This window comes from Nitrospirillum viridazoti CBAmc, from assembly GCF_000730165.1.
GTDB classification, from domain to species: Bacteria; Pseudomonadota; Alphaproteobacteria; order Azospirillales; family Azospirillaceae; genus Nitrospirillum; species Nitrospirillum viridazoti.
The window spans coordinates 616,491-642,528 of the sequence record NZ_CP022111.1; the positions used below are offsets into that span (position 1 = coordinate 616,491).

22 protein-coding genes are annotated in these 26,038 nt (G+C 68.0%); 6 read left to right on the forward strand and 16 right to left on the reverse strand.

The window, feature by feature from the left end; translation table 11 throughout:
- Positions 1-7 precede the first annotated feature (7 nt).
- Genes Y958_RS16140 through Y958_RS16165 form a run of 6 tightly spaced genes read right to left on the reverse strand, consistent with a single transcriptional unit; the run spans position 8 to position 8,589 of the window.
- Positions 8-985: a glycosyl transferase family protein gene (locus Y958_RS16140; protein ID WP_088873051.1), complete on the reverse strand. Its 978-nt coding sequence runs from the start codon at positions 983-985 to the stop codon at positions 8-10.
- A 36-nt stretch (positions 986-1,021) separates the two neighbouring features.
- Entirely contained in the window at positions 1,022-1,828 is an 807-nt protein-coding gene (gene cobA / locus Y958_RS16145) for a uroporphyrinogen-III C-methyltransferase (RefSeq protein ID WP_244909546.1), read from the reverse strand.
- The gene (locus Y958_RS16150; RefSeq protein ID WP_088874032.1) at positions 1,809-4,496 is read right to left on the reverse strand and encodes a nitrate reductase; all 2,688 of its coding nucleotides are present in this window, start codon (positions 4,494-4,496) and stop codon (positions 1,809-1,811) included. Before Y958_RS16150 ends, cobA begins: the two co-directional genes overlap by 20 nt.
- 11 nt (positions 4,497-4,507) lie before the next feature.
- Entirely contained in the window at positions 4,508-4,840 is a 333-nt protein-coding gene (gene nirD / locus Y958_RS16155) for a nitrite reductase small subunit NirD (RefSeq protein ID WP_088873052.1), read from the reverse strand.
- Between the two features lie 6 nt (positions 4,841-4,846).
- The gene (gene nirB, locus Y958_RS16160) at positions 4,847-7,318 is read right to left on the reverse strand and encodes a nitrite reductase large subunit NirB (RefSeq protein ID WP_186291434.1); all 2,472 of its coding nucleotides are present in this window, start codon (positions 7,316-7,318) and stop codon (positions 4,847-4,849) included.
- A gap of 59 nt (positions 7,319-7,377) precedes the next feature.
- Complete coding sequence (locus Y958_RS16165) at positions 7,378-8,589, reverse strand: nitrate/nitrite transporter (RefSeq protein ID WP_088873053.1); 1,212 nt, start codon at positions 8,587-8,589, stop codon at positions 7,378-7,380.
- Positions 8,590-9,017: 428 nt separating this feature from the next.
- On the opposite strand from Y958_RS16165, the gene Y958_RS16170 reads away from it, so the two are divergent.
- Positions 9,018-10,718, forward strand: a complete 1,701-nt coding sequence (locus Y958_RS16170; RefSeq protein ID WP_088873054.1) for a bifunctional protein-serine/threonine kinase/phosphatase — start codon at positions 9,018-9,020, stop codon at positions 10,716-10,718.
- Positions 10,719-10,756: 38 nt separating this feature from the next.
- Here the strand turns inward: Y958_RS16170 and Y958_RS31460 are convergent, their stop codons facing one another.
- The 8 genes from Y958_RS31460 to Y958_RS16205 form a co-directional block, all read right to left on the reverse strand.
- Positions 10,757-11,770: a hypothetical protein gene (locus Y958_RS31460; RefSeq protein WP_145727577.1), complete on the reverse strand. Its 1,014-nt coding sequence runs from the start codon at positions 11,768-11,770 to the stop codon at positions 10,757-10,759.
- Between the two features lie 68 nt (positions 11,771-11,838).
- On the reverse strand, positions 11,839-12,858 hold the full coding sequence (locus tag Y958_RS16175; RefSeq protein WP_088873055.1) for an ABC transporter substrate-binding protein: 1,020 nt from the start codon (positions 12,856-12,858) through the stop codon (positions 11,839-11,841).
- Positions 12,855-13,445 (reverse strand): ANTAR domain-containing response regulator, encoded by a 591-nt coding sequence (locus tag Y958_RS16180; RefSeq protein ID WP_088873056.1) that lies wholly within the window; start codon positions 13,443-13,445, stop codon positions 12,855-12,857. The genes Y958_RS16175 and Y958_RS16180 overlap by 4 nt, the downstream gene beginning before the upstream one ends.
- 92 nt (positions 13,446-13,537) lie before the next feature.
- The gene (locus tag Y958_RS16185) at positions 13,538-13,822 is read right to left on the reverse strand and encodes a 4a-hydroxytetrahydrobiopterin dehydratase (RefSeq protein WP_088873057.1); all 285 of its coding nucleotides are present in this window, start codon (positions 13,820-13,822) and stop codon (positions 13,538-13,540) included.
- Between the two features lie 11 nt (positions 13,823-13,833).
- Positions 13,834-14,523, reverse strand: a complete 690-nt coding sequence (locus Y958_RS16190; RefSeq protein WP_088873058.1) for an SDR family NAD(P)-dependent oxidoreductase — start codon at positions 14,521-14,523, stop codon at positions 13,834-13,836.
- 20 nt (positions 14,524-14,543) lie between these two features.
- On the reverse strand, positions 14,544-15,851 hold the full coding sequence (gene fahA, locus Y958_RS16195; RefSeq protein ID WP_244909547.1) for a fumarylacetoacetase: 1,308 nt from the start codon (positions 15,849-15,851) through the stop codon (positions 14,544-14,546).
- 8 nt (positions 15,852-15,859) lie between these two features.
- Positions 15,860-17,179 (reverse strand): homogentisate 1,2-dioxygenase, encoded by a 1,320-nt coding sequence (gene hmgA, locus Y958_RS16200; RefSeq protein WP_244909548.1) that lies wholly within the window; start codon positions 17,177-17,179, stop codon positions 15,860-15,862.
- Positions 17,180-17,397: 218 nt separating this feature from the next.
- Positions 17,398-17,868: an Lrp/AsnC family transcriptional regulator gene (locus Y958_RS16205; RefSeq protein ID WP_088873059.1), complete on the reverse strand. Its 471-nt coding sequence runs from the start codon at positions 17,866-17,868 to the stop codon at positions 17,398-17,400.
- 155 nt (positions 17,869-18,023) lie between these two features.
- Between Y958_RS16205 and Y958_RS16210 the strand changes: the two genes are divergently transcribed.
- Both Y958_RS16210 and Y958_RS16215 read left to right on the forward strand, forming a co-directional pair.
- Positions 18,024-19,217, forward strand: coding sequence for an amino acid aminotransferase (locus Y958_RS16210; RefSeq protein ID WP_088873060.1), 1,194 nt, complete (start codon positions 18,024-18,026; stop codon positions 19,215-19,217).
- Positions 19,214-19,606 (forward strand): Rieske (2Fe-2S) protein, encoded by a 393-nt coding sequence (locus Y958_RS16215; RefSeq protein ID WP_244909549.1) that lies wholly within the window; start codon positions 19,214-19,216, stop codon positions 19,604-19,606. Before Y958_RS16210 ends, Y958_RS16215 begins: the two co-directional genes overlap by 4 nt.
- A gap of 39 nt (positions 19,607-19,645) precedes the next feature.
- On the opposite strand, the gene galE is transcribed toward Y958_RS16215, so the two are convergent.
- Both galE and Y958_RS16225 read right to left on the reverse strand, forming a co-directional pair.
- Positions 19,646-20,668: a UDP-glucose 4-epimerase GalE gene (gene galE, locus Y958_RS16220; RefSeq protein ID WP_088873062.1), complete on the reverse strand. Its 1,023-nt coding sequence runs from the start codon at positions 20,666-20,668 to the stop codon at positions 19,646-19,648.
- 79 nt (positions 20,669-20,747) lie between these two features.
- Positions 20,748-22,124 (reverse strand): glycosyltransferase family protein, encoded by a 1,377-nt coding sequence (locus Y958_RS16225; protein ID WP_088873063.1) that lies wholly within the window; start codon positions 22,122-22,124, stop codon positions 20,748-20,750.
- A 406-nt stretch (positions 22,125-22,530) separates the two neighbouring features.
- Between Y958_RS16225 and Y958_RS16230 the strand changes: the two genes are divergently transcribed.
- From Y958_RS16230 to fcl, 3 genes are all read left to right on the forward strand, one after another.
- Positions 22,531-23,757, forward strand: a complete 1,227-nt coding sequence (locus Y958_RS16230) for a glycosyltransferase family 4 protein (protein WP_186291436.1) — start codon at positions 22,531-22,533, stop codon at positions 23,755-23,757.
- A gap of 146 nt (positions 23,758-23,903) precedes the next feature.
- Complete coding sequence (gmd, locus tag Y958_RS16235) at positions 23,904-25,007, forward strand: GDP-mannose 4,6-dehydratase (protein ID WP_088873065.1); 1,104 nt, start codon at positions 23,904-23,906, stop codon at positions 25,005-25,007.
- Positions 24,976-25,950, forward strand: a complete 975-nt coding sequence (gene fcl, locus Y958_RS16240; protein WP_088873066.1) for a GDP-L-fucose synthase — start codon at positions 24,976-24,978, stop codon at positions 25,948-25,950. Before gmd ends, fcl begins: the two co-directional genes overlap by 32 nt.
- The last annotated feature ends 88 nt before the right edge of the window (positions 25,951-26,038 follow it).

Below are 26,038 nucleotides of genomic sequence, written 5' to 3' on the forward strand. Positions count from 1 at the left end.
TTGAGGATCAGCCGGTGACGGCTCGGCGCCCCGCCCAAATCTCCGCCGCCACCCTGTCGGCCTCGGCCGGCTCATCCGCCAACCCCAGGGCCAGCACCCCCAGGGCAATGGTGGCGATGACCGTCGCCGTTTCGGCCTCCCGCCCCGGTTCGCCGCGCCAGACGGGCAGCAGGCCCGGCACCTCCGCCTTGCTGGCGGTCAGCGCGGGCAGGGGGAGTTCCTGGCGGTCCGTGCCCACTTGGACATAAGCCGTGGTGGGTTTGGCGGGGTTGCGTTCCACCTCGCCGCCGCCGCCCTTAACCACCACCAGGCGGGGGCGGTTCAGGCGCTGGGCCACGCCTAAGTGCAGGTCGATGTAGGGCGGGTGGAAGACGCCATCGACGGCGGCGCGCGTGTCGAACGGGTCCAGCAGGCGGCAGACGGTGTTGATGGGGCTGCGCAGGCCCAGCAGGTGGCGCAGGTTCAGCAGGCGGTCCAACGCGGGGCTGAAGGCCGACAGCGGCAGGTAGGCGAAGCCGGTTTCGGCCACCAGGGCCTTGGCGTCCGCGCGGCTGGTGGCCGGGCGCAGGCCCAGCTCCCCCAAGGCGTCGGGCACGTCGCGGCCCTGGGTGAAGGCGTTGCTGCCGTGCATGATGACGCGGTGCCCGGCCTGGGCCAGCGCCAGGGCGGACAGCAGGAACCAGGGCTCATCGCGGGTGCGGCCGGCGCCGTAGGACGGCCAGTCCAGGTCGGCGGCGCCGGTGCAGGCGCCGTCGCTGATGCCGGCGGCGTCGCGGGCGGCCTCCACCAGGCCCGCCACCTCATCCGGGTCCTCCCCCCGATAGCGCAGCAGCATGAGGAAGGCGCCCACCTGGTGCGGGTCGGCTTCACCCCTCAGCACCATGCCCAGGGCCGTGCGCGCCTCTTCCCGTGTCAGGGAGCGGGAGCGGCCGGGGCCGCGCCCCAGGGTGCGGACATATTGGGCGAAGACATGTTCATCGGTCATGGGGCAGGTGGGCTCAAGCCAATATTTGGATGACGGTCAGGCGGCGCGGGAGCGCACCTCGTCCATCGCGGACTCTACCGCGTCCTGCCGCCGCAATGCCACCACCCGTCCCACCAGCACCAGGGTGGGGCCGCTCACCGCCGCTGCCGCCACCAAGGCGGCGATGTCGGCCACCGTGCCGGGCAGGCGGCGTTCACTGGCCAGGGTCGCGTTCTCGATGGCGATGGCCGGGGTGCCGGGGTCCAGGCCGGCGGCCAGCAGGCGCTGGGTCACCTGGCCCAGCGTGCGGCTGCCCATATAGATGGCGATGGTACCGTCGCAGGCGGCCAGGGCGTTCCAGTCGTGGGCGGGCAGGACGTCATCAGCGTCCCCTTCCTGACAAGCATGGCCGGTGATCAGGTGCAGGCTGCGGCTATAGCCGCGCTGGGTCAGGGGCATGCCCATGCCGGCGGCGGCGGCGCAGGCCACGGTGATGCCGGGCACCACCTCCGCCACCACGCCGGCGGCGGCCAGGGCCTCCAGCTCCTCGCCCGCGCGGCCGAAGACCATGGGGTCACCGCCCTTCAGGCGCACGACGTGGGCGCCCGCCTGGGCATGGGCGACGATCAGGCGGTTGATGGCGGCCTGGCTCATCTCATGCCGGCCGCAGCGCTTGCCCACGTCGATGCGCCGGGCATGGGCGGGGGCCAGGTCCAGGATGCGCGGGTCGACGAGCTTGTCGTACAGCAGCACGTCGGCGCTTTCGATGCGGCGCAGGGCCTTCACCGTCAGCAGCTCGGGATCGCCGGGGCCGGCGCCTACCAGACTGGCGCGGCCGGTGACGTTAGGCTGAGGCATGGACATCGCGCAGGATCTCCTTCAGTTCGGGAATACAGGACCCGCAATTGGTGCCCGCTTTCAGGCAGGCGCCGATCTCCTCCGCCGAGGTCAGGCGGTTGGCGACGATGGCGTCCCGGATGGTGATCAGGCCGACGGAGAAGCAGGCGCAGACGGTACGGCCGGCGGGCTTCACGCCCATGGCCCCGGAACCGCCCGGGGCGCGGCCGGACAGCAGGCTGGGCCGCGCCTCGTCCGTCACCCGGTCACCCAGCAGGGCCGCCAGCACGTCACGGGGCGGCAGTTGGGCGCCGTCGCCGGCGGCCAGGAACAGGCAGGCCTCCAGCCGGCCATCCACCAGGATGGCGACGCGCAGCAGGCCGCGCCCGGCATCGGTCAGTTGCAGCCACTCCGCACCCGCCGGCGGGTGCAGCAGGCCCTCGACGAAGCGCGTCAGGGCCGCCCCCGCTGGCAGGGCGTCTGACCCCACGAGCTCAAAGGCGTGGCCGTTGCTGAGCGGCACGCGCGACCAATAGGCCACACCCTGGGGTCGCACGGCGGCGCGGTGCAGCAGCAGGCCGCGCCAGGCCACGGGCACCGCCTCCGCCCGCACCGGCGTGAGCTTCAGTTCCGGCTGGCCGGAAACAGGGTCCAGCGCCGCGTTGACCAGGCGGCCGGCGGGCCCGGCGGAGCAGAACTCATCCGTCCAGTGCATGGGCAGGAACAGCTCCCCCACCCGCTGGCCGGCATCTACGGTGGCGCGCACCACCGTGCCGGCGTGGACACTTTCGATGCGCACCAGGTCGCCGTCCTTGACGCCCAGGCGCGCGGCGTCGGCGGGGGACAGGGCGGCGCGTGGCTCACCCGTGTGGGCCAGCAGGCGGGGGACACGGCCGGTGCGGGTCATGGTGTGCCACTGGTCGCGGATGCGGCCGGTGTTCAGCACCAGGGGGTATGCGTCATCGGTGCGGTTGGCGGGTGGGCGCCAGGAGGTGGGCACCAGGCGGCCCCGGCCGCTGGGCGTGGCGAAGCCGCCCTGGCCAAACAGCCGCCCGCCCTCATCCCCCGCCCAGCGCACGGGCCAACGCACCGGCGCCAGGGCGTCGTACTGCCCATCGGTCAGCATGGCCAGGCCGCTGATGTCGAAGGGGCGGCTGCCGGCGTTCTCGAAGCCGGACAGGGCGGCATGCTCGCGGAACACCGCCGCCGGGCTGGTCCAGGAAAAGGCGTCCTTCCAGCCCATGCGCTGCCCCACGGCGGCCAGCACCCGCCAGTCGGCCCGCGCCTCGCCCGGGGCGGGGCGGAAGGGGCGCTGGCGGCTGATGACCCGTTCGGAGTTGGTGACGGTGCCGTCCCGCTCCCCCCAACCCGCCGCCGGCAGCACCACGTCGGCCAGGGCCGTGGTGTCGTTGGGCCAGCAGTCGGACACGACGACGAAGGGGCAGCGTGCCAACGCCTCCCGCACCCTATCGGCGCGGGGGAGGCTGTCGGCGGGGTTGGTGGCGATGATCCACAGGGCCTTGATGCGGCCGTCCAGCACGGCGTCGAACATCTCCACGGCCTTCAGCCCCGGCTTGGTCGCCAGGTTGGGCGCCCGCCAGAAGCGGCGGACGCGGTCGATGGCCTCGGGCTGGTCGAAGCGCATGTGGGCCGCCAGCTGGTTGGCCAGCCCGCCGACCTCGCGCCCGCCCATGGCATTGGGCTGCCCGGTGATGGAGAAGGGGCCGCAGCCGGGCTTGCCGATGCGCCCCGTGGCCAGATGGCAATTGATGATGGCGTTGACCTTGTCGGTGCCCACGGAAGACTGATTCACCCCCTGGGAATAGACGGTGACGACGCGCGGGGTGGACGCGAACCACTGGTAGAAGCGGGCCAGGTCCGCCGGGTCCAGGCCGGTAAGGGCGGCGGTCTGGTCGGCCGTTTGCCGGGCGGCGGCGAGGGCGGCCTCAAACCCCTCCACATGCGCCGCCATCCAGGCATGGTCCAGTTGGTCCTGGTCGGCCAGGTGGGCCAGCAGGCCGTTGAACAGGGCGACGTCGGCGCTGGGGCGCACGGCGAGATGCAGGTCGGCATCCTCACACGTGGCGGTGCGGCGCGGGTCGATGGCGACGATGCGAAGGGGGCGCTTGGCCTTGGCCGCCAGCAGGCGCTGGTGCAGCACCGGGTGGCACCATGCGGAATTGCTGCCCACCAGCACCACCAGGTCCGCCAGTTCCAAATCCTCATACGTCCCCGGCACCACGTCGGCACCGAAGGCGCGATTGTGGCCGGCGACGGAGGAGGCCATGCATAGCCGCGAATTGGTATCGATGTTGCCGCTGCCGATGAAGCCCTTCATCAGCTTGTTGGCGACGTAATAATCCTCCGTCAGGCATTGGCCGCTGACGTAGAAGGCAATGCTGTCGGGTCCATACTCCGCGATCGTGGCCTTGAACCGCTGGGCCACCAGATCCAGGGCCTGGGTCCAGTCCGCCGCCCGCCCGTCGATCAGGGGGCGGGTCAGGCGCTCGCCATCCTTCAGCGTCTCCGCCAGGGCGGACCCCTTGGAGCAGAGCCGGCCCCGGTTGGCCGGGTGGTCGGTGTCGCCCACCACCCGGCCGTCGGCCTGGGCCACGACGCCGCAGCCCACGCCGCAATAGGGGCAGGTGGAGCGGACGGTGCCGGCGAGGGCACCGGCTTCAGCGTCCCGTGCCATCCCCTCCGGCATCACGCCACCATGGCCAGCAGGATGCGGCCGTCCTGCACCCGCACGGGGATGCGGGTGACGCAGCCCTCGTCCGGGGCGCAGGCCTCGCCCGTCTCCAGGTCGATCACCCAGTTGTGCAGGGGGCAGGTGACGGCATGGCCGTGCACCGTGCCCTGCGACAGGGGGCCGCCCTTGTGCGGGCAACGGTCGTCCACGGCGAAGACGGCGTCGTCCAGGGTGCGGAAGACGGCGACGTCCCCCCGGGGGGTGGCGACCACGCGCGCACCCTGGCGGGGGATGTCCTCCACCGCGCCCACCTCGACCCAGCGGCTTTCGATACCAACGTTGTCCATGGCGCTTCACTCCACCGTCGCCAGGGTGCGGAAGGGGGCGGCGGCCGCCTTGCCCGGCGCGCGTTCGGCCCAGGGGTCGTCCTGGCTGAATTTCTGAGCGTACAGGAACTTGGCGTAGAGCGCCTTGCGCCCCGCCTCATCGTCCACGATGCGCTGCTTCACATGGGCCAGCCCCACCCGCTCGATCCAGGGCGCCGTGCGTTCCAGATAGCGGGACTCCTCGCGGTAGAGCTGCAGGTAGGCGCCGCAGTATTCCAGCACCTCCTCCTCCGTCGTCACCTTGCACAACAAGTCGGTGACGCGGACGTGGATGCCGCCGTTGCCGCCGACATGCAGTTCCCAGCCGCTGTCCACCGCCACGACGCCGAAGTCCTTGATGGTGGCCTCGGCGCAGTTGCGCGGGCAGCCGGACACGGCCAGCTTCACCTTGTGCGCGTGCCAGGACCCCCAGGTCATGCGCTCCAGCTTCACGCCCATGCCGGTGCTGTCCTGCGTGCCGAAGCGGCACCATTCGGAACCCACGCAGGTCTTCACCGTGCGCAGCGCCTTGCCGTAGGCGTGGCCGGAGACCATGCCGGCGTCGTTCAGATCTTTCCACACATGGGGCAGCTGCTCGCGTGTCACGCCCAGCAGGTCGATGCGCTGGCCGCCCGTCACCTTCACGGTGGGGATGGCATACTTGTCCACCACGTCGGCGATGGCGCGCAGCTCATCGGCCGTGGTCAGGCCGCCCCACATGCGCGGCACCACGGAATAGGTGCCGTCCTTCTGGATGTTGGCGTGGTTGCGCTCGTTCACGAAGCGGGACTGCTGGTCGTCCTGGTATTCACCGGGCCAGGCCACCAACAGGTAGAAGTTCAGCGCCGGGCGGCAGACATGGCAGCCGTCGGGCGTGGACCAGCCCAGGGTGGACATGACCGCCGGCATGGTGCGCAGTTCCTGATCCACGATGGCGCGGCGCACCTGGTCGTGGCTGTGGGTCGTGCATTTGCACAGCGGCTTCTCGCCCGTGGGCTTGGCGTAGCTATCGCCCAGCGACAGGGCCAGCAGCTGTTCCACCTGGGGCGTGCAGCTGCCGCAGGAGGCGGACGCCTTGGTGCGGGCCCGCACCCCCTCCAGCGTGGTCAGGCCATGCTCCGCGATGGCGCCCATGATCTTGCCTTTGCACACGCCGTTGCAGCCGCAGATCTCGGCCTCATCGGGCAGGGCGGCCACGGCGGCGGTGGGGTCGGCGGCGGGCGCGCCGGCCGCCAGGCTGGCGAAGGCTTGGCCGAAGATGACAGTGTCGCGCAAGGCGCCCAGGGGCTTGCCCTCGCGCAACAGCTGGAAGTACCAGCCGCCGTCCTGGGCATCGCCATACAGCACGGCGCCCACCAGCACGTCGTCGCGCAGCACCAGGCGCTTATAGGTGTTGCGGGCGGCGTCACGGAAGACCACCTCCTCCGTCGTCTCGTCACCGATGAAGTCGCCGGCGGAGAAGACGTCGATGCCCGTGACCTTCAGGCGGGTGGCCATGGCGGCGGGGACGTAGTCGCTGGTGGCGTCCTCGCGCGCCAGATGGTCGGCGCAGACCTTGGCCATGTCCCACAGCGGGGCCACCAGGCCATAGGTCTTGCCGCGATGCTCCACGCACTCGCCCACGGCGAAGATGTCGGGGACGGAGGTGCGCATGTCGTCGCCCACCTCGATGCCGCGGTTGATGGCCAGGCCGGCGGCGCGCGCCAGGTCGATATTGGGACGGATGCCGATGGCCAGCACCACCAGGTCGCCCGGTATCTCCCGCCCGTCGGCCAGGCGCACGCCCTGCACCCGGCCCTCACCGAAGATCTCTTCGGTCTGGCCGTTGGTGAAGAAGTTCATGCCGCGCTCGTCCAGCTCGCGCTGCAGCAGCTCGGCCGCCGCCTTGTCCAGCTGGCGTTCCATCAGCGTGCCCATCAGGTGGACGACGGCCACCTGCATGCCCCGGCGCAGCAGGCCGTTGGCGGCCTCCAGTCCCAGCAGGCCGCCGCCGATGACGATGGCGCGCTTATGCGTCTGCGACGCCGCGATCATGGTGTTGACGTCGGCGATGTCGCGGAAGGCGCAGACCCCGGGCAGATCCAAGCCCGGCACCGGCGGGGCGATGGGTCGGGACCCGGTGGCCAGCAGAACCTTGTCATAGGCCACCACCCGGCCGCTGGCGGAGGTCACGGTGCGGGCCTGGGTGTCGATGGCGGTCACCGCGTCACCGGTGATCAGCTCGATCCCATTCTCCTCATACCAGGAGCGGGGGTTGATGACGATCTGCTCCAGGTCCTTTTCGCCGGCCAGCACGGACGACAGCATGATGCGGTCGTAGTTCACGTGCGGTTCGGCGCCGAAGACCGTGATGTCGTACTTCAGCGGGTTGCGCTTCAGCAGTTCGTCCACCGTCCGCATGCCGGCCATACCGTTGCCGACAACCACCAGCTTCTGGCGCGGGGGCATATGCGTGTCCATGGGGGAACCCTTCCCTTAAATCGCTAAGTCTGGAGTGCTGTCAGTAGGGCGCGGCCGGATCAGACGCGAGCCGCGCCCAGGGCGGCGGCGCCCCAGGTGGTGCGCCACCGGCGCTTCACGCCGGTCAGGCCGACCAGGGCCGCCAGGGCCAGCAGGGCGAACAGCAGGAAGCCCGCCTGGTAACCGCCGGTCAGCTGCTTGGAGTAGCCGAGGCTGGAGGCCAGGTAGAAGCCGCCCACGCCGCCCATCATGCCGACCAGGCCGGTCATGACGCCGATCTCGCGGCGGAAGCGCTGCGGCACCAGCTGGAAGACGGCCCCGTTGCCCATGCCCAGCGCCAGCATGGCGACGACGAAGACGGCCAGGGCCATCCAGGCCTGCGGCAGGGCGAAGCTGACCACCACCAGGGCGCTGGCGGCGATGGTGTACATGACGGTTAGTGAGCGGACGCCGCCGATGCGGTCGGCCACGGCACCGCCGATGGGCCGCACCAGGGACCCGGCGAAGACGCAGGCTGCGGTGAAATAGCCGGCGGTGATGGGGCTCAGCCCATACTGGTCGTTGAAGTAGATGGTGAGGGAGGAGGCGAGGCCGACGAAGCCGCCGAAGGTGACGCTGTAGAAGAACATGAACCACCAGGCGTCGCCGATCTTCAGCACCGCCAGGTATTCGGCCAGCGACTTGGCCGGCGGGCATTCCGGGCTGTCCTTGGCCAGCACGGTGTAGACGCACAGCGTCAGGGCGAGCGGGATGGCCAGCAGGCCCAGCACGTTGTTCCAGCCATAGGCGACGGCCAGGGCCGGCGCGAAGAGGGAGGCGAACACGGTGCCGGAGTTGCCGGCACCCGCCAGGCCCAGGGCCGTGCCCTGGTGTTCCGGCGGATACCACCGCGAGGCCAGCGGCAGGGCCACGGCGAAGCTGGCGCCGGCCACGCCCAGGATGGCGCCGGTCAGCAGCGTGGCGTTGAAGCTGTGCACCCCGAAGTACCAGACGGCGATCAGCCCGGCGATCACCACCGCTTGCGCCAGGAGGCCGGTGCGCTTGGGGCCCAGGTGATCCACCAGGATGCCGTTGATAACGCGGAAGAAGGCGCCGGCCAGGACGGGAACCGCCACCATCAGGCCCTTCTGCGCCGGCGACAGGCCCAGATCCTTGGCGATCAGCACGCCCAGCGGGCCCAGGATCACCCAGGCCATGAAGCTCATGTCGAAGTAGAGAAACGCCGCGAACAGGGTCGGCAGATGTCCAGCCTTCAGGAAACTCTTGTTCATCGGTTGCCTCCGGAGCAGGGCCGTGGGCCTTATGGGGAACGGGGCGGCCGGTATCAGGCGCCGCCTATCACCAGAAGGGGTGGTGGATCGGGGTCAGGCCGCGAGGGGCCTGGGGGTGGGGTAGGGCCCGGTGGAACCGGACACTGACAGGCCGCCGTTGACCCGCCGATCAGACCACAGGGGACGTGCGCCGTTGCGCTATCCCGGAGGCGGGACCGCCCCGCCGTTGGGGCCGTCCCGATGCAGAAAAGAACCTTTCGGCTCCCTGCTCGTGTAATGTTCTTCGCAACCGCCGTGCCAATTTCGCAATCGCGGAAAACCTGGGGTTTTGGAAGAACGGCCGGCGGTCTATGTGCCTAATTTTTGCGCAATCGCCAAGCTGACAGCGCAAATGATTAAACTATAGGCAATAATTGGGATGGGTAGGGATGGGGGCACGGCAGATCGAATTGCGCGTCGGCTGGTGCAGTGAAACCGGCCGCCGCCCGCGCAATGAGGATTACGTGGGCGTGTGCCTGGGTACCGCCACCCAGCGGGCCCGCCAGGGGGCGGTGGCCGCCATCGCCGACGGCGTCTCGGGGGCGCCCGGCGGCCGGGTGGCGGCGGAGCTGGCGGTGCGCGGCTTCATCGATTTCTATCTGGGCGAACGCCAGACCCTGGGCATCCGGCGGGCGGCGGCGCACGCGGCGGAGGCCATCAACCGCTGGATCCACGCCCAGGGCCGCACGGACCCGGAGCGCACGGGCATGGCCACCACCCTGACCGCCGTCATCCTGCGCGACCGCCGCGCCCACATCCTGCACGTGGGCGATACCCGCCTGTACCGCCTACGCGACGGCCGGCTGACCCAGCTGACCGAGGACCATGTGCACAGCGGCCCGGACCAGCGCCACATCCTGCGCCGCGCCATCGGGCTGGAGGACGCGCTGCGCGCCGACTACACGGCCGAACCCTTGCGCGAAGGCGACCGCCTGGTGTTGCTGACCGATGGCGTGCACGGGGTCTTGTCATCCCGCGACCTGACACGCCTCACCTCCAGTGAACCGACGCCGGAGGCTGCCAGCCAGGAGATGGTGGCCGCAGCGTTGTCCGCCGGCAGCCACGACAACGCCACCGCCCTGATCATCGACGTGGTGGCGCTGCCGCCGGCCGACCAGGGCGAACTGGCCGACCTGACGGCGGAACTGCCCATCCTGCCCGTGCCCAAGCCGGGCGATGTGGTCGACGGCTATCGCGTAGGCCGCCAATTGTCCGATGGCCGCTACAGCGCCCTGTTCCTGACTGAGCCGGCGGGGAAGGAGGCACCGCTGGTGCTGAAGTTCCCCAAGCCCACGGTAGCGGAGGATGCCGTCTACCGCCTGGCCTTCGTGCGAGAGGGCTGGGTGGCGGCGCGGGTGCGCAGCCCCTGGCTGGGGGAGGTGGTGGAGGTGCCGCCCGGCCGGCAGACGCGGCTATATACCGTCATGCCCTATTACCCAGGGCAAACCCTGGCGCAGCGCCTGGCGGCGCCGCCGCGCGTGGGCGTGGCGGAGGGCGTGCCCCTGGCGGTGAGACTGGCCAAGGCGGTGGCGGCGCTGCACCGCGCCGGCATCATCCACCGCGACCTCAAGCCGGACAACGTCATCATCGACGGCGCCGGTGGCCTGCGTCTGATCGACCTGGGCGTGGTGCGCCTGCCCGGGATGGAGGATTTCCCGGCCGAGCAAATCCCCGGCACGCCCAGCTACATGGCGCCGGAACTGCTGGCCGGCGCGCCGGGGGATGAGCGCACCGACCTCTACGCCCTGGGCGTCACCGTTTATCACCTGTTTACCGGCGCCTACCCCTACGGCGAGGTCGAACCCTTCCAGCGTCCCCGCTTCGGCGCTCTGGTGCCCTTGCAGCAGCGCCGCCCCGACCTGCCCACCTGGCTGGACCTGTCGGTCATGAAGGCTGTGGCTGCCCACCCGGCCGACCGCCACGGCGACGTGCTGGAATTCGCCCTGGAACTGGAGGCGGGCGCCGCCCACCCCGCGCCCCGCCCCACCCGCCGCCGCTCCTTCTACGACCGCGACCCGGTGCGCTTCTGGAAGCTGACGGCCCTGGTGCTGCTGGTCCTGCTGATCCTGTCGCTGGTACGTGCAGGCTAGTTTGATGATTACGGCAGAGAACTTAAGGCTCTTGGTTGTTATTTAGATTTTTTATTATTTTTAAGATTCATTCCTGACCGTATTAGAGTCTCTTTATCAGCTTCTATCCAGCGATCCATTGGATAGCCATCTTCAGTGCTGGGTGGGCGCATAGATAAAAGGTAACCAGTCCAGTCGGTACATCCCTCATTTTCCATTATTCTAATGAAACCATCTGCATTTTGATCTTTGACTAGCTTGAAAACATTAAGTGGCTTCCCGCGATCTCCATAGTATACGTACGTAAAATTTCCGCGCATATAATGATATGCTATACCTTGTTTATGAGAATTGGGTTTTGTTACATAGCAACTGAAGGAAAACTCTCTAAGTTCATCCAATTCTGCGACAATATTATCGGGGAAGGAAGCTTGTTGCTCGGCAGTTATTGGTTTGGTGTCTAAGCTGATGGCATATGGCCTATAAGTAAAACCGCCATCTACATTACTTATAACTACTGGATGGCCAAAAACGGAATGGACATCTCGATCTAAAATTACATACCGAAGAGTAGATGCCAATTTGAACGTCTGATTGTTCCCTGCAATTTCGAGTCTGTTGGCGGTGGCCATGAGTGGCCTCTCAAAATGCGAGACTGACGTTGGAACATTTTCGCTATTACGATATAGCTGGAATCGATCAAATGCGATCTTCTCGCCAATCCATGAAATATTTGATGGGCCTTTTGTTTTCCTTCCTCCGGATATCTTCGTAATTGATGGATTTCCTAACTGGGACATTATGAGGAAGTCGACACCATTTTCTTTCTGTATGTGAAACTCTAGGAAATAATTAACAACATCATGATAATTTTCGACGGTTGGGCATTTTGAAATTGCTGTATCGGCTAGTTCTGGGCTGCCGGAAAAGCCAACCGCAATATTTTCAGACAATATACAAATCTTTGGCTTGCATTTGTGAGCTGGGAATATGTCACCGTTATTGTGTGATATTCCTGTATCTGATACAGCGCTTATATTTTTACCATTAACTTGCGCGACAACTAAAGTCATTATTTGTCTCCCGAGGCCGAGGTTCGCATCCGGAGATATGGTAAACATATGTCCTGAAAAATAAACGCTTAAGTGGTGGTGTCGTGCAAATCCGGCCGGTAGATGCGCGCGGCCAGCGCTTCCGCATCGGCGCCGCTGACTGGCAGGTCGCGCCAGCGGGCCATCTGGTCCAGGAACCAGCGGGCCTGGGCCAGGGTGGGGCGGGTGACCTCGGGCGTGCCGAAGCGGCAGACGTCGGTGTCCTGGCACACGCCATCGCGGGTGCCGCCGGGTAGGGAGGCGGCGATGATCTCGGGTGCCAGGTTCAGGAAGGCGGGTTGCGCCAGGGTGGCGGCGATGGTGGGGGTGTTGGCCGGGTCGGCGCAATCTGCGGCGGCACGCAGCAGGGCGCGCAGCAGGTCTTGCAAGGCGTGCGGGTGTTCCTCGGCCCAGGCCTCGCGCACCGCCAGGCACTTCTCTGGATGGCCGGGCATGATGTCGGACGACAGGGCCACGGTGCGGCCCACCCCGGCGGCCGCGGCCACGGCGCCCCAGGGGGCGCCGGCGCAGAAGCCGTCGATGCGGCCGGACTCGATGGCGGCCACGCTGTCGGCCGGGGGCACGATGGCCCAGTCGACATCCGCCTGCGGGTCGATGCCGGCGGCGTGAAGCCAGCTTTTGAACAGCAGGGCGTGGGTGGACCATGCATGGACCACCGCCAGGGTGACGCGGGGCCGGCCACGCAACAACTCGGCCAAGCGCTGGCCGGCCTCGGCGGCGTTGGGGCGCCCCCCTGCCAGGATGGGCCCAGCCAGCTCGTTGGACAGGGTCACGGCGTCGCCGTGCTGGCTGAGGCTCATGGGGATGATCAGGCGGGCCGCTGCCGGTCGCAGGCCCAGCGCCATGGCCAGCACCAGGGGCGGCAGCATCACGGCGGCATCCAGCAGGCCGTAGGACAGCTTGTCCGCCAGGTTGGCCCAGCTGGGTTCCACCGACAGGGTGACGTCCAGCCCCTCGGCCGCGAACAGGCCGGTGGCCTGGGCGTGGATGACCGGGGCACTGTCGGTCAGGCGCAGCAGGCCGATGCGGACGGGGCGCGAAACGGTCATGACCCGCCTCCCTTCTTCTGTTCAGCGGCGGCCACGATGTCGGCGGCCACGGCGGCCAGTTTGCGGCTCTGCTCCATGGCCTGGCGGCGCAGCCAGCGATAGGCGTCCGGCTCCGCCATGCCGCGCTGGCGCATCAGCAGGGCCTTGGCCTGGTCCACCACCTCACGCTCGCGCAAGGACGTCTCGGCCTTGTGCAGGCTGGTTTCCACCTGGCGGTAGCGGCGGAACATGGCCACGGCCGCCTGCACCACCGGCTTTATGGCGGGCAGCGAGGCACCGACCACGTTGTAGGAGCTGACGCCGGCCTCAATGGCCGCCTCCATGAAGGCCGGGTCGTCCTGGTCGACGAACATGACGATGGGGCGCGGGTCGTGGCGCGAGATGGCGCGAATGTCCTCCAGCCCGTCGCGGTCGGGGCGGGCCATATCCACGATCACCAGGTCGGGGGCGGTGCGCAGCACGGCGTCCGCCAGCAGCTCGCCAGCGGCCAGGCGCACGATCTCCGTGGCGCCGGCGGCGGCCAGGTCGGCCTCCACGATGCGCGCGGGGTCGTTCAAATGGACTGTGTCGGCGATCAGAACCTTCACCGGCGGCCCATGAAGCTGGTTGGCGGGGAAACACCCTTAATCGCCAACCGGGCTTTCATGCAAGCGCGGTGATGCCGATTGTGTCCGTCAGGTTAGAGGACCGGCAACAAACGGTCGATGGCCTGGGCCATGTCCACGTCGCGCTGCGACAGGCCGCCCGCGTCGTGGGTAGTCAGTCGGATGTCCACGCGGTTGTAGACGTTGAACCATTCCGGATGGTGGTCCGCCTTCTCCGCCAGCAGGGCCACCTGGGTCATGAAACCGAAGGCGGCGCGGAAGTCGGTGAAGACGCAGCGGCGGGTGATGGCGTCGCCCTCCGGCGTCACGGTCCAGCCGGGCAGGGGGGGAAGATCGGCGGCGTTCAGGCGCTTGACCATGATGGGCCTCTTCAGTCGGCGGTGGGGGCGGTGACGGGGATCAGGGCGCCGTTGATGGCGCGGGCGGCCCGGCTGGCCAGGAAGACGATGGCGTCGGCCACTGCCGCCGTGGCGGTCCAGGTCTTGGGGTCGATGTTCGGCATGTCCGCCCGGTTCTGCGGTGTGTCCATGACCAGCGGCAGCACGGCGTTGACGCGGATGCGCCCGCCCAGTTCCGCCGCCAGGCTTTCGGTCAGGCGGGCCACGGCGGCCTTGGAGGCGGCATAGGCGCCCATGCCGGCACCGGCCTTCTCTGCCGCCGCGGCACCCACATTGACGATGGCGCCGCCGTCCGACAGGCCGCCCCCAGGCACGATGGCGGCGCGGCACATGTTCAGGCAGGTGCGGGCGTTGATGGCGAACAGCTTCTCCCACGCGGCGGGATCGCCGTCCGCCACCGTCTGCCAGCGGAAGCCGCCGGCGACGTTGACCAGCACGTCGGCTCCGCCCATGGCGACCTTGGTTTGGCCGAAGGCGGTGCGGGCGGCGGCCTCATCCGTCAGGTCCACGCCGCCCAGGTGCAGCACGCCCTCCGTCACGGCGGCGGGTGCGGGCGCATGGTCGACCACGGTGACGTGATGGCCGGCCGCCCGGAAGGCATGGGCCACGGCGGCACCCAGGACCCCGGCGCCGCCGGTGATGACGACCTTCTGCTGGGTCAAGATAATCCCCTCTTCATTTCTCAGACGTTCAGCGCGGGCGTTACCTGGCCCCGGCAGTTGCCGAAGCCGATGGAGACATAGCCGTCAGCCACGGCGCGGCCGGCCAGGATCAGCTCATCGCCGTCGGCCAGGAAGGTGCGCGTCTCGCCGTTGGGCAGGGTGATGGGCGCCTTGCCGCCCCGCGTCAACTCCAGCAGGCTGCCCACGCCGCTGTCGTCGGGGGTGGAGATGGTGCCGGTGCCCAGCAGGTCGCCGGGGTTCAGGTCGCAGCCATTGCAGGTGTGGTGCGCCACCAGCTGTGCCGCCGTCCAATAAAGGTTGGTGGCGGGGCCGGTGCCCAGGCGGTGCGGGGCCTGCTTGTCCTCACGCATCCTGGGCGTGCGGATCAGCACCGACAGCTCGATGCCATAGGCGCCGCGCTCCTGGTCCGTTTCATCCCACAGATAGGGCAGCGGCTTGGGATCATCGGCGGCCCGGGCCGGCTGCCGGGTGCGGAAGGGGGCCAGCGCCTCCGCCGTGATGATCCAGGGCGACACGGTGGTCAGGAAGTTCTTGGCCAGGAAGGGGCCCAGCGGCTGGTATTCCCAGGCCTGCAGGTCGCGGGCTGACCAGTCGTTCAGCAGGCACAGGCCGGCGATGTGGCTGTCGGCCTCGCCGATGGCGATGGGCGTGCCCAGCTCATTGCCCGGGCCGATCCAGATGCCCAGCTCCAGTTCCAGGTCCAGGCGCTGGCTGGGGCCGAAGGTCGGCACCTCCGCATCCGGGGCCTTGCGCTGCCCATTGGGCCGGCGCACCTCCGCCCCGGTCACGCGCACGGACGAGGCGCGGCCGTGGTAGCCGATGGGCACATGCTTGTAGTTGGGCAGCAGCGGGTTGTCCGGGCGGAACTGCCGGCCGACGTTCAGGGCATGGTGGATGCCGGCGTAGAAGTCGGTATAGCCGCCGATGGTTGTGGGCAGGTGCAGGGTGCAGTCCGCCGCGTGGTAAAGCAAACCTTCCACGATGCCCTGATCATCGCTGCCGTTGGCCAGCAGTTGCGACAGTCGGCGGCGCAGGGCCCGGCGCGGGCCTGCCCCCAGGGCCAGCAGCGGGTTCAGCGTGCGCCCGCTGGCGGCGATGGCCGCGTCCAGCGCGTCGCCCGTCAGCAGGCCGGACCGGCCGGCCTTGGCCAAATCCAGCACCCAGTCACCGATGGCGACACCGCCACGCGGCGCCTCGTTCCGGGTGCTGAACACGCCCAGGGGCAGGTTCTGGATGGGGAAGTCGGCGTGGCCGTTGGCGCTGCTGACCCAGCTGGTCAGGGCCGGGTTGTGCGTTTCATCGATCAAGGGAATGTTCATCGCGGCAGCTCGGCCTTGGTGAAGCCCGCCCAGCAGTCATCATAGTCCAACTGCATCAGCGGGGTCTCGGTGGCGAAACGGGTGGGTCGAATGACCCAGCGGCTTTCGAACATGAAGGCCATGGTGTTCTCGATCTTATGCGGCTTCAGGTCCGCCGCCACCGCGCGCTCGTAACTGGTGCGGTCGGGGCCGTGGCCGCTCATGCAATTGTGCAGCGAGGCGCCGCCGGGGGCGAAGCCGCCGGCCTTGGCGTCATACTGGCCATGGATCAGGCCCATGAACTCATTCATGACGTTGCGATGGAACCACGGCGGCCGGAAGGTGTCCTCCGCCACCATCCAGCGCGGCGGGAAGATGACGAAGTCGCAATTGGCCGTGCCGGCGATTTCCGATGGCGCCGTCAGCACCGTGAAGATCGACGGATCCGGATGGTCGTAGGACACGGTGTTGATGGTGTTGAACCGCGCCAGGTCGTACTTGTAGGGCGCCAGGTTGCCGTGCCAGGCCACCACGTCCAGCGGGCTGTGGTCCAGGGTGGTGGCCCACAGGCGGCCCTGGAACTTCTGCACCACTTCGGTCGCCTCATCCACGTCCTCGAACCGGGCGACGGGGGTCAGGAAATCGCGCGGGTTGGCCAGGCCGTTGGCCCCGATGGGGCCCAGGTCGGGCAGCTTGAACGGCGCGCCGTAATTCTCGCAGACATAGCCCCGGGCGGTGCCATCCGGCAGCAGGACGCGGAAACGCACGCCGCGCGGCACCACGGCGATTTCGCCCGGCGCCACCTCCAGCCGGCCCAGCTCCGTTTCCAGGCGCAGGCGGCCCAGCTGCGGCACCAGCAGCAGTTCGCCATCCGCGTTGTAAAACACCCTTGCCGCCATGGGCTGGTTGGCGGCGTAGAGGTGGATGGCGATGCCGTTGTTGGTACCCACGTCGCCGTTGCCGCCATAGCTCACCAGCCCGTCGACGAAGTCGGTCGGCGCGTCGGGCAGGGGCAGGGGATCCCAGCGCAGGCGGTTGGGCGTGGGTGGCACCTCATCGAACGGGCCGGACCGCAGCAGGCTGGCCCGCCCATATGCCGTGAAGGGCGCATGGCTGGCGGTGGGGCGCAGGCGGTACAGCCAGGACCGGCGGTTCTCATTGCGGGGGGCGGTGAAGGCGCTGCCCGACAACTGCTCGGCATACAGGCCGAAGGGCACCTTCTGCGGCGAGTTGCGGCCCACGGGCAGGGCGCCAGGCACCGCCTCGGTCGCAAAGCTGTTACCGAAGCCGCTCATCATGTCAAAGGGCGCGTTGTCTCGGATGCTGTCCTGGGTCATGGCCGCTGCCTCCACCAGATCGTTTCATTTGAAACGATATAAGGGGCGATGTCCGCCGCTTGTCAAATGGATAAACGCCGCCGGTTCCAGGATCCGATCCAGGTTATCCGCCGGCTTCCGTGAAAACCTTTCAATCGCGCTGGCGGAACCCGGCAGGCCTGAAAAGGTTTCGCGGCCCAAATACCATCGGTGAAAGGAGTCACCGGAAATGGAAAAGATCAGATCGGCAGGGCGGTGGTGTATTTCACCTGGCTGAGCGCGAAGTGCGAGGCGGCGGCGGCCACGGCCGGGTGGGCTAGCAGCTCGCGCATCAGGAAGCGTTCGTAGCTGGCGACGTCGGCCACCACCACCCGCATCAGATAGTCCCATTCGCCCGACATGCTGTGGCAGTCCATGATCTCGCCGCGCGTCTGGATGAAGGCCTCGAATTCCTGCCTGTCCTTGGTGGCGTGGCTTTTCATGCGCAGCTGGCACATGACGCTGACGCCCCGGCCCACCTTGGCGGCGTCCACCAGACGCACGGCGGCGCCCAGGATGCCGGCCCCCTCCAGCGCCTTGATGCGCCGCCAGCACGAGGCCGGAGAGGCGCCCACCTCCTCCGCCAGGGCGGCATGGCTCAGGCTGGCATCGCGTTGCAGCGCGCGCAGGATGCGGTGGTCGATTTCATCGAACTGATCAATCTCTTTCATTTTTTCCAATCCGGCGAAATGCGCTTCCCATATTGGCTTGTCATGGCGCGTCAATGAAAAGACATTGTCACAGGTTTCGCATAAAATCATTCAGCAACGATAGGGGTGCCGCCGCTGGGGGCGGATCCAGCCCCGCCCATAAGGGAGTCTCCACGATGTCTGCCCCGACGCCTTTCGACGCGCTGACGCCGCAGCCCGCCGATGTCCTGTTGTCCCTGATTGCCCTGTACCGCGACGATCCGCGGCCCAAGAAGCTGGACCTAGGCGTGGGCGTCTATCGCGACGACACGGGCGCCACGCCGGTGATGCGCGCCGTCAAGGCGGCCGAGGGCCGGTTGCTGGAGACGCAGGGCAGCAAGAGCTACCTGGGGCCCGAGGGTGATATCCGCTATACCGAGCTGCTGCAGCCCATCGTCTTCGGCAAGACCATGCCAGCCGACACGATGGTGGGGGTGCAGACGCCCGGCGGTACCGGCGCCCTGCGCCTGGCGGCGGAACTGGTGAACGCCGCCCAGAAGAATGCCAAGCGGCCTGGGGCCAAGGTCTGGCTGGGCACCCCCACCTGGCCTAATCATGCGCCCATCATGACCTCCGCCGGCCTGACCGTGGCCACGTATCGCTATTACGACCAGGCGACGCAGACCATCCTGTTCGATGAGATGATGTCGGCCCTGAAGGGTGCTGACGCCGGCGACGTGGTGCTGCTGCATGGCTGCTGCCACAACCCCGTCGGTGCCGACCTGGACCAGGCCCAGTGGCGGGCGGTGGCCGAGGTGGTGGCCGAGCGCGGCCTGATCCCCCTCATCGATCTCGCCTACCAGGGCCTGGGCGACGGGCTGGAAGAGGATGCCGCCGGCGCCCGCCTGGTATTGGACGCCGCGCCGGACGCCCTGGTGGCCTATTCCTGCGACAAGAACTTCGGGCTTTACCGGGAACGCGTGGGCGCCCTCTACGCCAAGGGCGGCACGCCCGCGCGCACCGCGCTGATGCGTTCCAACATCCTGCTGCTGGCCCGCGTCAATTGGTCCATGCCGCCCGACCACGGTGGCGCCCTGGTGCGCGTCATCCTGGATGACGCCGGCCTGACCGCCGAGTGGCGGACGGAACTGGACGCCATGCGCACCCGCATCAACCAGGTGCGCCAGGCCTTGGCCGCCGGTGACGCCTGGTTGGCCCCGTTGGGGCGCCAGCGCGGCATGTTCTCGCTGCTGCCCCTGTCGCCGGAGCAGGTGGGCCTGCTGCGGCGCGATCATGCCGTCTACATGGTGGGCAACGGCCGCGCCAACCTGGCCGGCCTGACGCTGGCCACCGTGCCGCAGTTCATCGACGCCCTGCGGGCCGTCCGTTGAGCGTCGCGCCCGCGCCGGGCGGCATCCGCCCGTGGCTGACCCGGACGCCTGCCGGGGTGCGCTTGTGCGCGATGGCGGAACTGGCGCCGCTCAGCGCCCGCAACTTCGTGCTGGAGATCCAGGGCGACCGCTTCCACGGCTTCGTGGTGCGGCGGGGGGAGGCGGTCACCGGTTATGTCGACCGCTGCCCTCATGCCGGCGTGCCCCTGGCCTTCACCCTGGACGACTACCTCGCCCAGGACCTGACCGGTCGTGACGTCATCCGCTGCAGCTGGCACAGCGCCCTGTTCGACATCGATACTGGGCGCTGCGTCGCGGGCCCGTGCCCCGGTCAGGGGTTGCTGCCCTGGCCGGTGACGGTGCGCGACGGCTTCATCGAAACTTTGTGAGCGTCCTTCGATAGCGGCTCCGCCTGCCCCCCGCTGGAGTCAGGCGGTTTTACGCGCCGCGGCCACAGCGGCCTCCTGCGGGGCCTGCAGTTCGTGCAGGCGTCGGCGCCAGGCGTCGGCGATCTGCACATCCAAGCCGCTGCGCCCCGGCGTCCAGCCCAGGATGCGGCGGGCTTGGGTGGCGTCGCCGACCAGGGATGGCGGGTCGCCCGGCCGGCGGGGGCCGACGTGCCAGGGGATGGGCAGCCCGGTGACCCGCTCCGCCGCCTCCATGACCTCGCGCACGGAATAGCCGTTGCCGTTGCCCAGGTTCAGGGCCATGGACGGGCCGTCATCCAGCAGGTGCTTCAGCGCCAGGATGTGGGCCTGGGCCAAGTCGCTGACGTGGATGTAATCGCGGATGCAGGTGCCGTCCGGCGTGGGATAGTCGGTGCCATTGACCGTCAGCCCGTCCTTCCGGCCCAGCGCCGCGTCCAGCACGTTGGGGATCAGGTGCGGCTCGGGGTCGTGGTTCTCCCCCAAATCGCCGTCCGGGTCGGCGCCGGCCGCGTTGAAATAGCGCAGGACGACCGCGCGCAGGCCCCAGGCCGGTTCGCAGTCGGCGATGATGCGCTCCATCATCTGCTTGCTGGCGCCATAGGGGTTGATCGGCGCTTGGGGATGGCCCTCCGTGATCGGCACCCGTTGCGGCACGCCATAGACGGCGCAGGTGCTGGAGAACACCAGGTTGGTGACGCCGGCATCGCGCATGGCCTCCAGCAGGCCGACGGAACCGGAGACGTTGTTGCGGTAATACAGCAACGGGTCGCTGACAGACTCGCCCACATGGGCATAGGCCGCGAAATGCATGACGGCGCAGGGATCATAGTCGCGCAGCACGGCGGTCAGCCGGTCCACATCGCCGATGTCGCCCACCTCCAGCGGACCGTACAGCACGGCCTCCCGGGGACCGCGGCTGAGATTGTCATAAGTGACGGGGCTGAACCCCGCCTCGGCCAGCGCCTTGCAGGCGTGGCTGCCGATGAAACCGGCGCCGCCGGTCACCACAACGGTGTCGCTCATAGCCTATTCCCTTCACAGTCTTCTCCCCGACAACTCGGGGGGCTTTTGATGGGTCCGCGATAAATCGGGGGGCGGTGGGTCAGGAGGCGGGGTGCGGTCGCATCCCCTTCTCAACCGGCGGCTTTTCCATCGGGGTCGCGGCCCGCCGGGCGAAAAAACGGCACAAGGCCCGGATCTCCTCACCGGCGACGAAGGTCTCGTCGGGCAGGGCCAGCAGGCGCTGCCGCTTGCGTTCGTACTCCTCGACCGTCAGGTCCTGGAAGAAGCGGACCATGGTCTCTTCCAGCGGTTGCTCGAAGCCCCAGCCCACATCGTGTCGGCGCACCAGGCGGTCAACCTCGAACCCTTGGACGCTGAGACAGGGCACGCCGAAATATCCCGCCTCGTAGAAGCGGTTGGGCAGCAGCCAGCGTGAATTGTGCTCGGTGTTTTCCAGGTCCAGCGCCCAGGCGAAATCCACGCCGGCATACATGTCGGCCAATTCGCCCGGGTGGTCGTAGCGGCCGCCGTAAACGATGTTGGGGCAGGACTCCAGCGTCTTGAAAAAGCGCTTCTCATCCACCGTGGTCAGCACACCGCGAAAACGGATCTGCAGCCGGTCGGGCAGGCGCTGGGCCAGGCGTTGCATCAGGTCCACCGTCTGCTCCCCCCGGATCAGGCCGAAATAGCCGATGACCCAGGGACGGTGCGGCGGCATCAGGGGCTTGGTCCCAGCGGGCTGGGCTTTGGGCTGGGCTTCGGCCGCCACCGTGGCGGCGGGTTTCGGCCGTTCCGGCAGGCCGACACGAGGCAGCTTGTTCTCCACCAGCAGCCAGGGGCCCCGGAACTTCTGCGTGGGCGCGTAATAATGCCGATGGAAGCCGGGGGAGGACAGCACCAGCAGCTTCACCTGGGTCAGGCACAGGCGTTCCACCAGGCGCAGCAGGAAAGAGCGCAGGCCGTGGGCCACGAACATGGGCTGGATATCCAGCACCTCGTAGGCCACCTCCGCCCGCCGGCTGATGAACAGCTTCATGACCAGGGCCAGCAGCAACTGGTCGATGTTGCGGGCGTACAGGATGGTGGCGTCGGTCAGGCGCGGGCGGTGGCGGAAGATGACGCGCAGGGCGCCCGCCAGCGCCTGTAGGCGATGGGCGTACTTGCCATCCACGGTCCGCCCCAGCAGCACATGGGGCCAGGGCGGCCGATAGCCGCTGTTGTACCGCTCGCGCTCAAACCCCAGGACCAGGACGGGCAGGCCGTTGTCCAGGAATTCCCGCACTCGTTTGATGGTGCTGACATCGGTGACGTCCTGGGTCAAGAACACCACGCCGGCCTTGTCTGCCGAAGGGGCGCCGGGGCCGACGCGCTGGGCCATCCAATCGCCCAGGACGTCGCCGCCGGGCATGCTGCCCTGCGGCGCAGCGGCGGCGTCGGTGGGTGAAACGGCGGCGGTGGCAGCCTGACTATTGTCCATCAATGCTGCACTGGGAATTCTTGACGGCACGGAGCGTCCCCATTAGCGGCCAATGCGAAGTAATTCATCATGGACCTGGGCGGATTTTCCGTGCTGTGACAAAACAGGGCCGCCTTATCATTAAAGGGCATATGCCTTTTTTCCGTTGGGGTAGCCCCTGTGACTGAAATGGGGCAGATAAAGCACCCCCGGTCACAGGTTGGTCACTGGCGGGTTTGACGCCGGGCTTGTTTGATTTCAACCACGACATCAGCGGGTTCATGTGCCTGAACCACCTGTTCATAACGCCGCGGCGCCGGACGGGTCTCCAGGCACCCCCGATTCCGCCGCCGATCAACCGACCGGAGTGACCAAGGCCGTGGCCGTGCACACCCCCCAATCCCAATCGCATCCGTCCGGACGCCCCGTGCAGCCGCCGCCGGTTTTCGGTGGGTTTTCCGGGGAGGAGGCGCCCGCTCGTCCGGTCATCACGGAGGGTGAGGCGGGCGAGCGCCGTTTTGACCACGTGGCCATCACCTCGGTCTTCGGCGATCCCGCCCATCCCCGTACATGGTCGGGTGCCCCCCGCAATCTGGGTGTGGCCCTGGAAAAGCTGGGCGTGACGGTGGAGGGCTTTCACCCCCACCTGTCCAAGACCTTCAAGATGGGCTTGGCCGCGCGCCACGTGATGGGCGGCTACGGCAGGCTCATGACGTCGGAGCAGCTGTACCGCGCTGCCCCGGCCCGGCGCCATCTGGCCCGCCAGCTGGCGGCCAAGGCGGCGGAGCGCGGCACCCGCCACATCATCCACACCGGCGCCCTCGACCTGCCGGCGGTGGAGGCACAGGCCACGGCCGATCCCATGGCCGACCGGGCGCACCGTATCCACCACTACCTTTATTGCGATCACACCTGGGCGCTGGCGGCGGAGCATCGCCCCGACATCGCCGGCTACAGCGCCCGCGCGCTGGAAGCCTATGAGGAGCTGGAGCGGCGGTCGCTGCACTGCGTCGACCACATCTTCACCTTCGGCCGCTATGTGCGCGACCACATCATCAGCCATTACGGTGTGCCGGCGGCGCGGGTGACGGCGGTCGGCTCGGGCATGGGCGACATCAAGCCCTACATCGGGCCCAAGGATTACGCCAAGCCCAAGCTGCTGTTCGTCTGCAAGCACCTGTTCCGGGAAAAGGGCGGCGAGCTGGTCATCGAGGCCTTCCAGCAGGCGGTGCTGCGCCGGCCGGACCTGACCCTGACCATTGTGGCCGACCCCTCGGTGCGTGACCGGGTGCCGGAGCATCCGGCCATCGACTTCCGCTCCGCCTTGCCATGGGCTGAGCTACAGGAGCTGTACCGCCGCTCTTCCCTGCTGGTGCAGCCCATGCTGAACGACCCCTGGGGCCAGGTGTATCTGGAAGCGCTGATCTCCCGCACCCCCGTGCTGGGCTTGCGCCGCAACGGCCTGCCCGAGATCACCGGTGACGGCCGCTACGGCTTCCTGGCGTCGCGCGCCGACCCCCAGGTGTTGGCCGATCTCATCATCCACGCCGTGTCCGATCCGCAGCGCCTGGCCGTTATGGGCGCCCGCGGCCAGAACCACGTGCTGGAAACCTACACCTGGGACCGTGTCGCCCGCGCCGTGCTGTTCCCATGAGGGCACGGGCGCGCCGGCCGGCCGCCAGGACAAGGGGCGTCTAGAACAAGGGAAAGAAGCGCCCCCGCGAACAACAACCCTGAAGAACAGAACTCCCAAGATTTTGCTGAAAACAGCGATCAACCCTTTGATGAACGGAGCAGCGTATGTCGAATAGAACCGCGTTGATCACCGGTATCACCGGCCAGGACGGGTCTTACCTGGCCTCGTTCCTACTGGCCCGTGGTTATGTGGTCCACGGCCTCAAGCGCCGTTCGTCGTCCATCAACACCGACCGGCTGGATCACATCTACCGCGATCGCCATGAGGGCGGCTTCGAGTTCTCTCTGCACTACGGCGACATGACGGACAGCATGGTGCTGACCCGCCTGATCGCCGAGACGCGGCCGACCGAGATCTACAACCTGGCCGCCATGAGCCACGTGGCCGTCAGCTTCGAGATGCCGGAATACACCGCCAATGTGGACGCCACCGGCACCCTGCGTCTGCTGGAGGCGGTGCGGTCGCTGAAGATGCAGGACGATGTCCGCTTCTACCAGGCGTCCACCTCCGAACTCTACGGCGGCATCAGCAGCGAGCCGTTGTCGGAGACGACGCCCTTCCATCCGCGCAGCCCCTACGCGGTGGCCAAGATGTACGGCTACTGGATCACGGTGAACTACCGTGAGGCGTACAACATGCACGCCTCCAACGGGATCCTGTTCAACCATGAATCGCCGGAGCGTGGCGAGACCTTCGTCACCCGCAAGATCAGCCGCGCCGTGGCCGCCATCGAGCGCGGCCTGCAGAGCTGCCTGTACCTGGGCAACCTGGAAGCCCGCCGCGACTGGGGTCACGCCCGCGACTATGTCGAGGGCATGTGGCTGATGACGCAGCAGGACAAGCCCGACGACTACGTGCTGGCCACCGGTGAGGCCCATTCGGTGCGCGAGTTCGTGGAATTGGCCTTCCACTGCATCGGCCGTCCGCTGGTGTGGCGCGGCGAAGGCGTCAACGAGCGGGGCTACTGCCGCCGTACCGGCAAGGTGCTGGTCGCGGTCGACCCGGCCTACTACCGCCCGGCCGAGGTGGACTTCCTGCTGGGCGACCCGACCAAGGCCAAGACGGTCCTGGGCTGGGAGCACAAGATCGCCTTCGAGGAACTGGTGTTCGAGATGGTGAACGCCGACCGCGCCCTTCTGGATCGCACCCCCGTCAAGCAGTGGGAAGGACAACACGATGCACAAGCCCCCTTACGAGCTGCGCAGTAAACGCGTCTGGGTCGCGGGTCACCGCGGCCTGGTGGGCTCCGCCCTGGTGCGGCGGCTGGAGCGGGAGGGATGTGATGTCCTGACTGTCGGCCGCCACCACTGTGACCTGCGCAACAGCGGCCAGGTGGACAAGTGGATGAAGGACCTGCGTCCGGACGCCGTTTTCCTGGCGGCGGCCCATGTCGGTGGCATCCATGCCAACGACACCCGGCCAGCGGAGTTCATCTACGACAACCTGATGATCGAGGCGAACATCATCGACAGCGCCCACCGCTCGGGTGTGGAGAAGCTGTTGTTCCTCGGTTCCTCCTGCATCTATCCGCGGATGGCGCCCCAGCCCATCCCGGAAGAGGCGCTGCTGACCGGCCCGCTGGAGCCGACCAACCAGTGGTACGCCATCGCCAAGATCGCGGGCATCAAGCTGTGCCAGGCCTACCGCCGCCAGTACGGCTGCGACTTCACCTCGGTCATGCCGACCAACCTGTACGGTCCCGGCGACAACTTCGACCTGATGGGCAGCCATGTGGTGCCGGCCTTGATGGTCAAGGCGCACAAGGCCAAGCAGGAAGGCGCCAAGACCTTGGAAATCTGGGGCAGCGGCACGCCCTTGCGCGAACTGCTGTTCGTCGATGACGCCGCCGACGGCATGGTCTTCGTCATGAAGCACTATTCCGAGGAGGAGCCGCTGAACCTGGGCAGCAGCCAGGAGGTGTCCATCGCCGAGCTGGCGGAACGGATCTGCCGGGTGGTGGGTTTCCAGGGCCAGATCGTCCACGACCGCAGCAAGCCCGACGGCACGCCGCGCAAGATCATGGACAATGGCCGTCTGGAGGCCCTGGGCTGGCGGGCGCCGACGTCGATCGACGACGGCCTTGCCCAGACCTACCGCTGGTATGTGGAAAATATCGGCTCGGTTCGGGGCGCGCCGGTGGTCCATGCCTGACAGCGATGCTCCCCGGGTGCCGGCTCTCCCCGCTGCCCGGGGCGTCGCCGCCAATGCCCGGTTCGGCGATTGCCCTCGCCGGGCCGGG

Coding starts and splice junctions, on each gene's coding strand:
- Y958_RS16140 (WP_088873051.1), bottom strand. CDS start 985: ATGACCGATGAACATGTCTTCGCCCAATATGTCCGCACCCTGGGGCGC.
- cobA (WP_244909546.1), bottom strand. CDS start 1,828: ATGTCCATGCCTCAGCCTAACGTCACCGGCCGCGCCAGTCTGGTAGGC.
- Y958_RS16150 (WP_088874032.1), bottom strand. CDS start 4,496: ATGGCACGGGACGCTGAAGCCGGTGCCCTCGCCGGCACCGTCCGCTCC.
- nirD (WP_088873052.1), bottom strand. CDS start 4,840: ATGGACAACGTTGGTATCGAAAGCCGCTGGGTCGAGGTGGGCGCGGTG.
- nirB (WP_186291434.1), bottom strand. CDS start 7,318: ATGGACACGCATATGCCCCCGCGCCAGAAGCTGGTGGTTGTCGGCAAC.
- Y958_RS16165 (WP_088873053.1), bottom strand. CDS start 8,589: ATGAACAAGAGTTTCCTGAAGGCTGGACATCTGCCGACCCTGTTCGCG.
- Y958_RS16170 (WP_088873054.1), top strand. CDS start 9,018: ATGGGGGCACGGCAGATCGAATTGCGCGTCGGCTGGTGCAGTGAAACC.
- Y958_RS31460 (WP_145727577.1), bottom strand. CDS start 11,770: ATGACTTTAGTTGTCGCGCAAGTTAATGGTAAAAATATAAGCGCTGTA.
- Y958_RS16175 (WP_088873055.1), bottom strand. CDS start 12,858: ATGACCGTTTCGCGCCCCGTCCGCATCGGCCTGCTGCGCCTGACCGAC.
- Y958_RS16185 (WP_088873057.1), bottom strand. CDS start 13,822: ATGGTCAAGCGCCTGAACGCCGCCGATCTTCCCCCCCTGCCCGGCTGG.
- hmgA (WP_244909548.1), bottom strand. CDS start 17,179: ATGACCCAGGACAGCATCCGAGACAACGCGCCCTTTGACATGATGAGC.
- Y958_RS16205 (WP_088873059.1), bottom strand. CDS start 17,868: ATGAAAGAGATTGATCAGTTCGATGAAATCGACCACCGCATCCTGCGC.
- Y958_RS16210 (WP_088873060.1), top strand. CDS start 18,024: ATGTCTGCCCCGACGCCTTTCGACGCGCTGACGCCGCAGCCCGCCGAT.
- galE (WP_088873062.1), bottom strand. CDS start 20,668: ATGAGCGACACCGTTGTGGTGACCGGCGGCGCCGGTTTCATCGGCAGC.
- Y958_RS16225 (WP_088873063.1), bottom strand. CDS start 22,124: ATGGACAATAGTCAGGCTGCCACCGCCGCCGTTTCACCCACCGACGCC.
- gmd (WP_088873065.1), top strand. CDS start 23,904: ATGTCGAATAGAACCGCGTTGATCACCGGTATCACCGGCCAGGACGGG.
- fcl (WP_088873066.1), top strand. CDS start 24,976: ATGCACAAGCCCCCTTACGAGCTGCGCAGTAAACGCGTCTGGGTCGCG.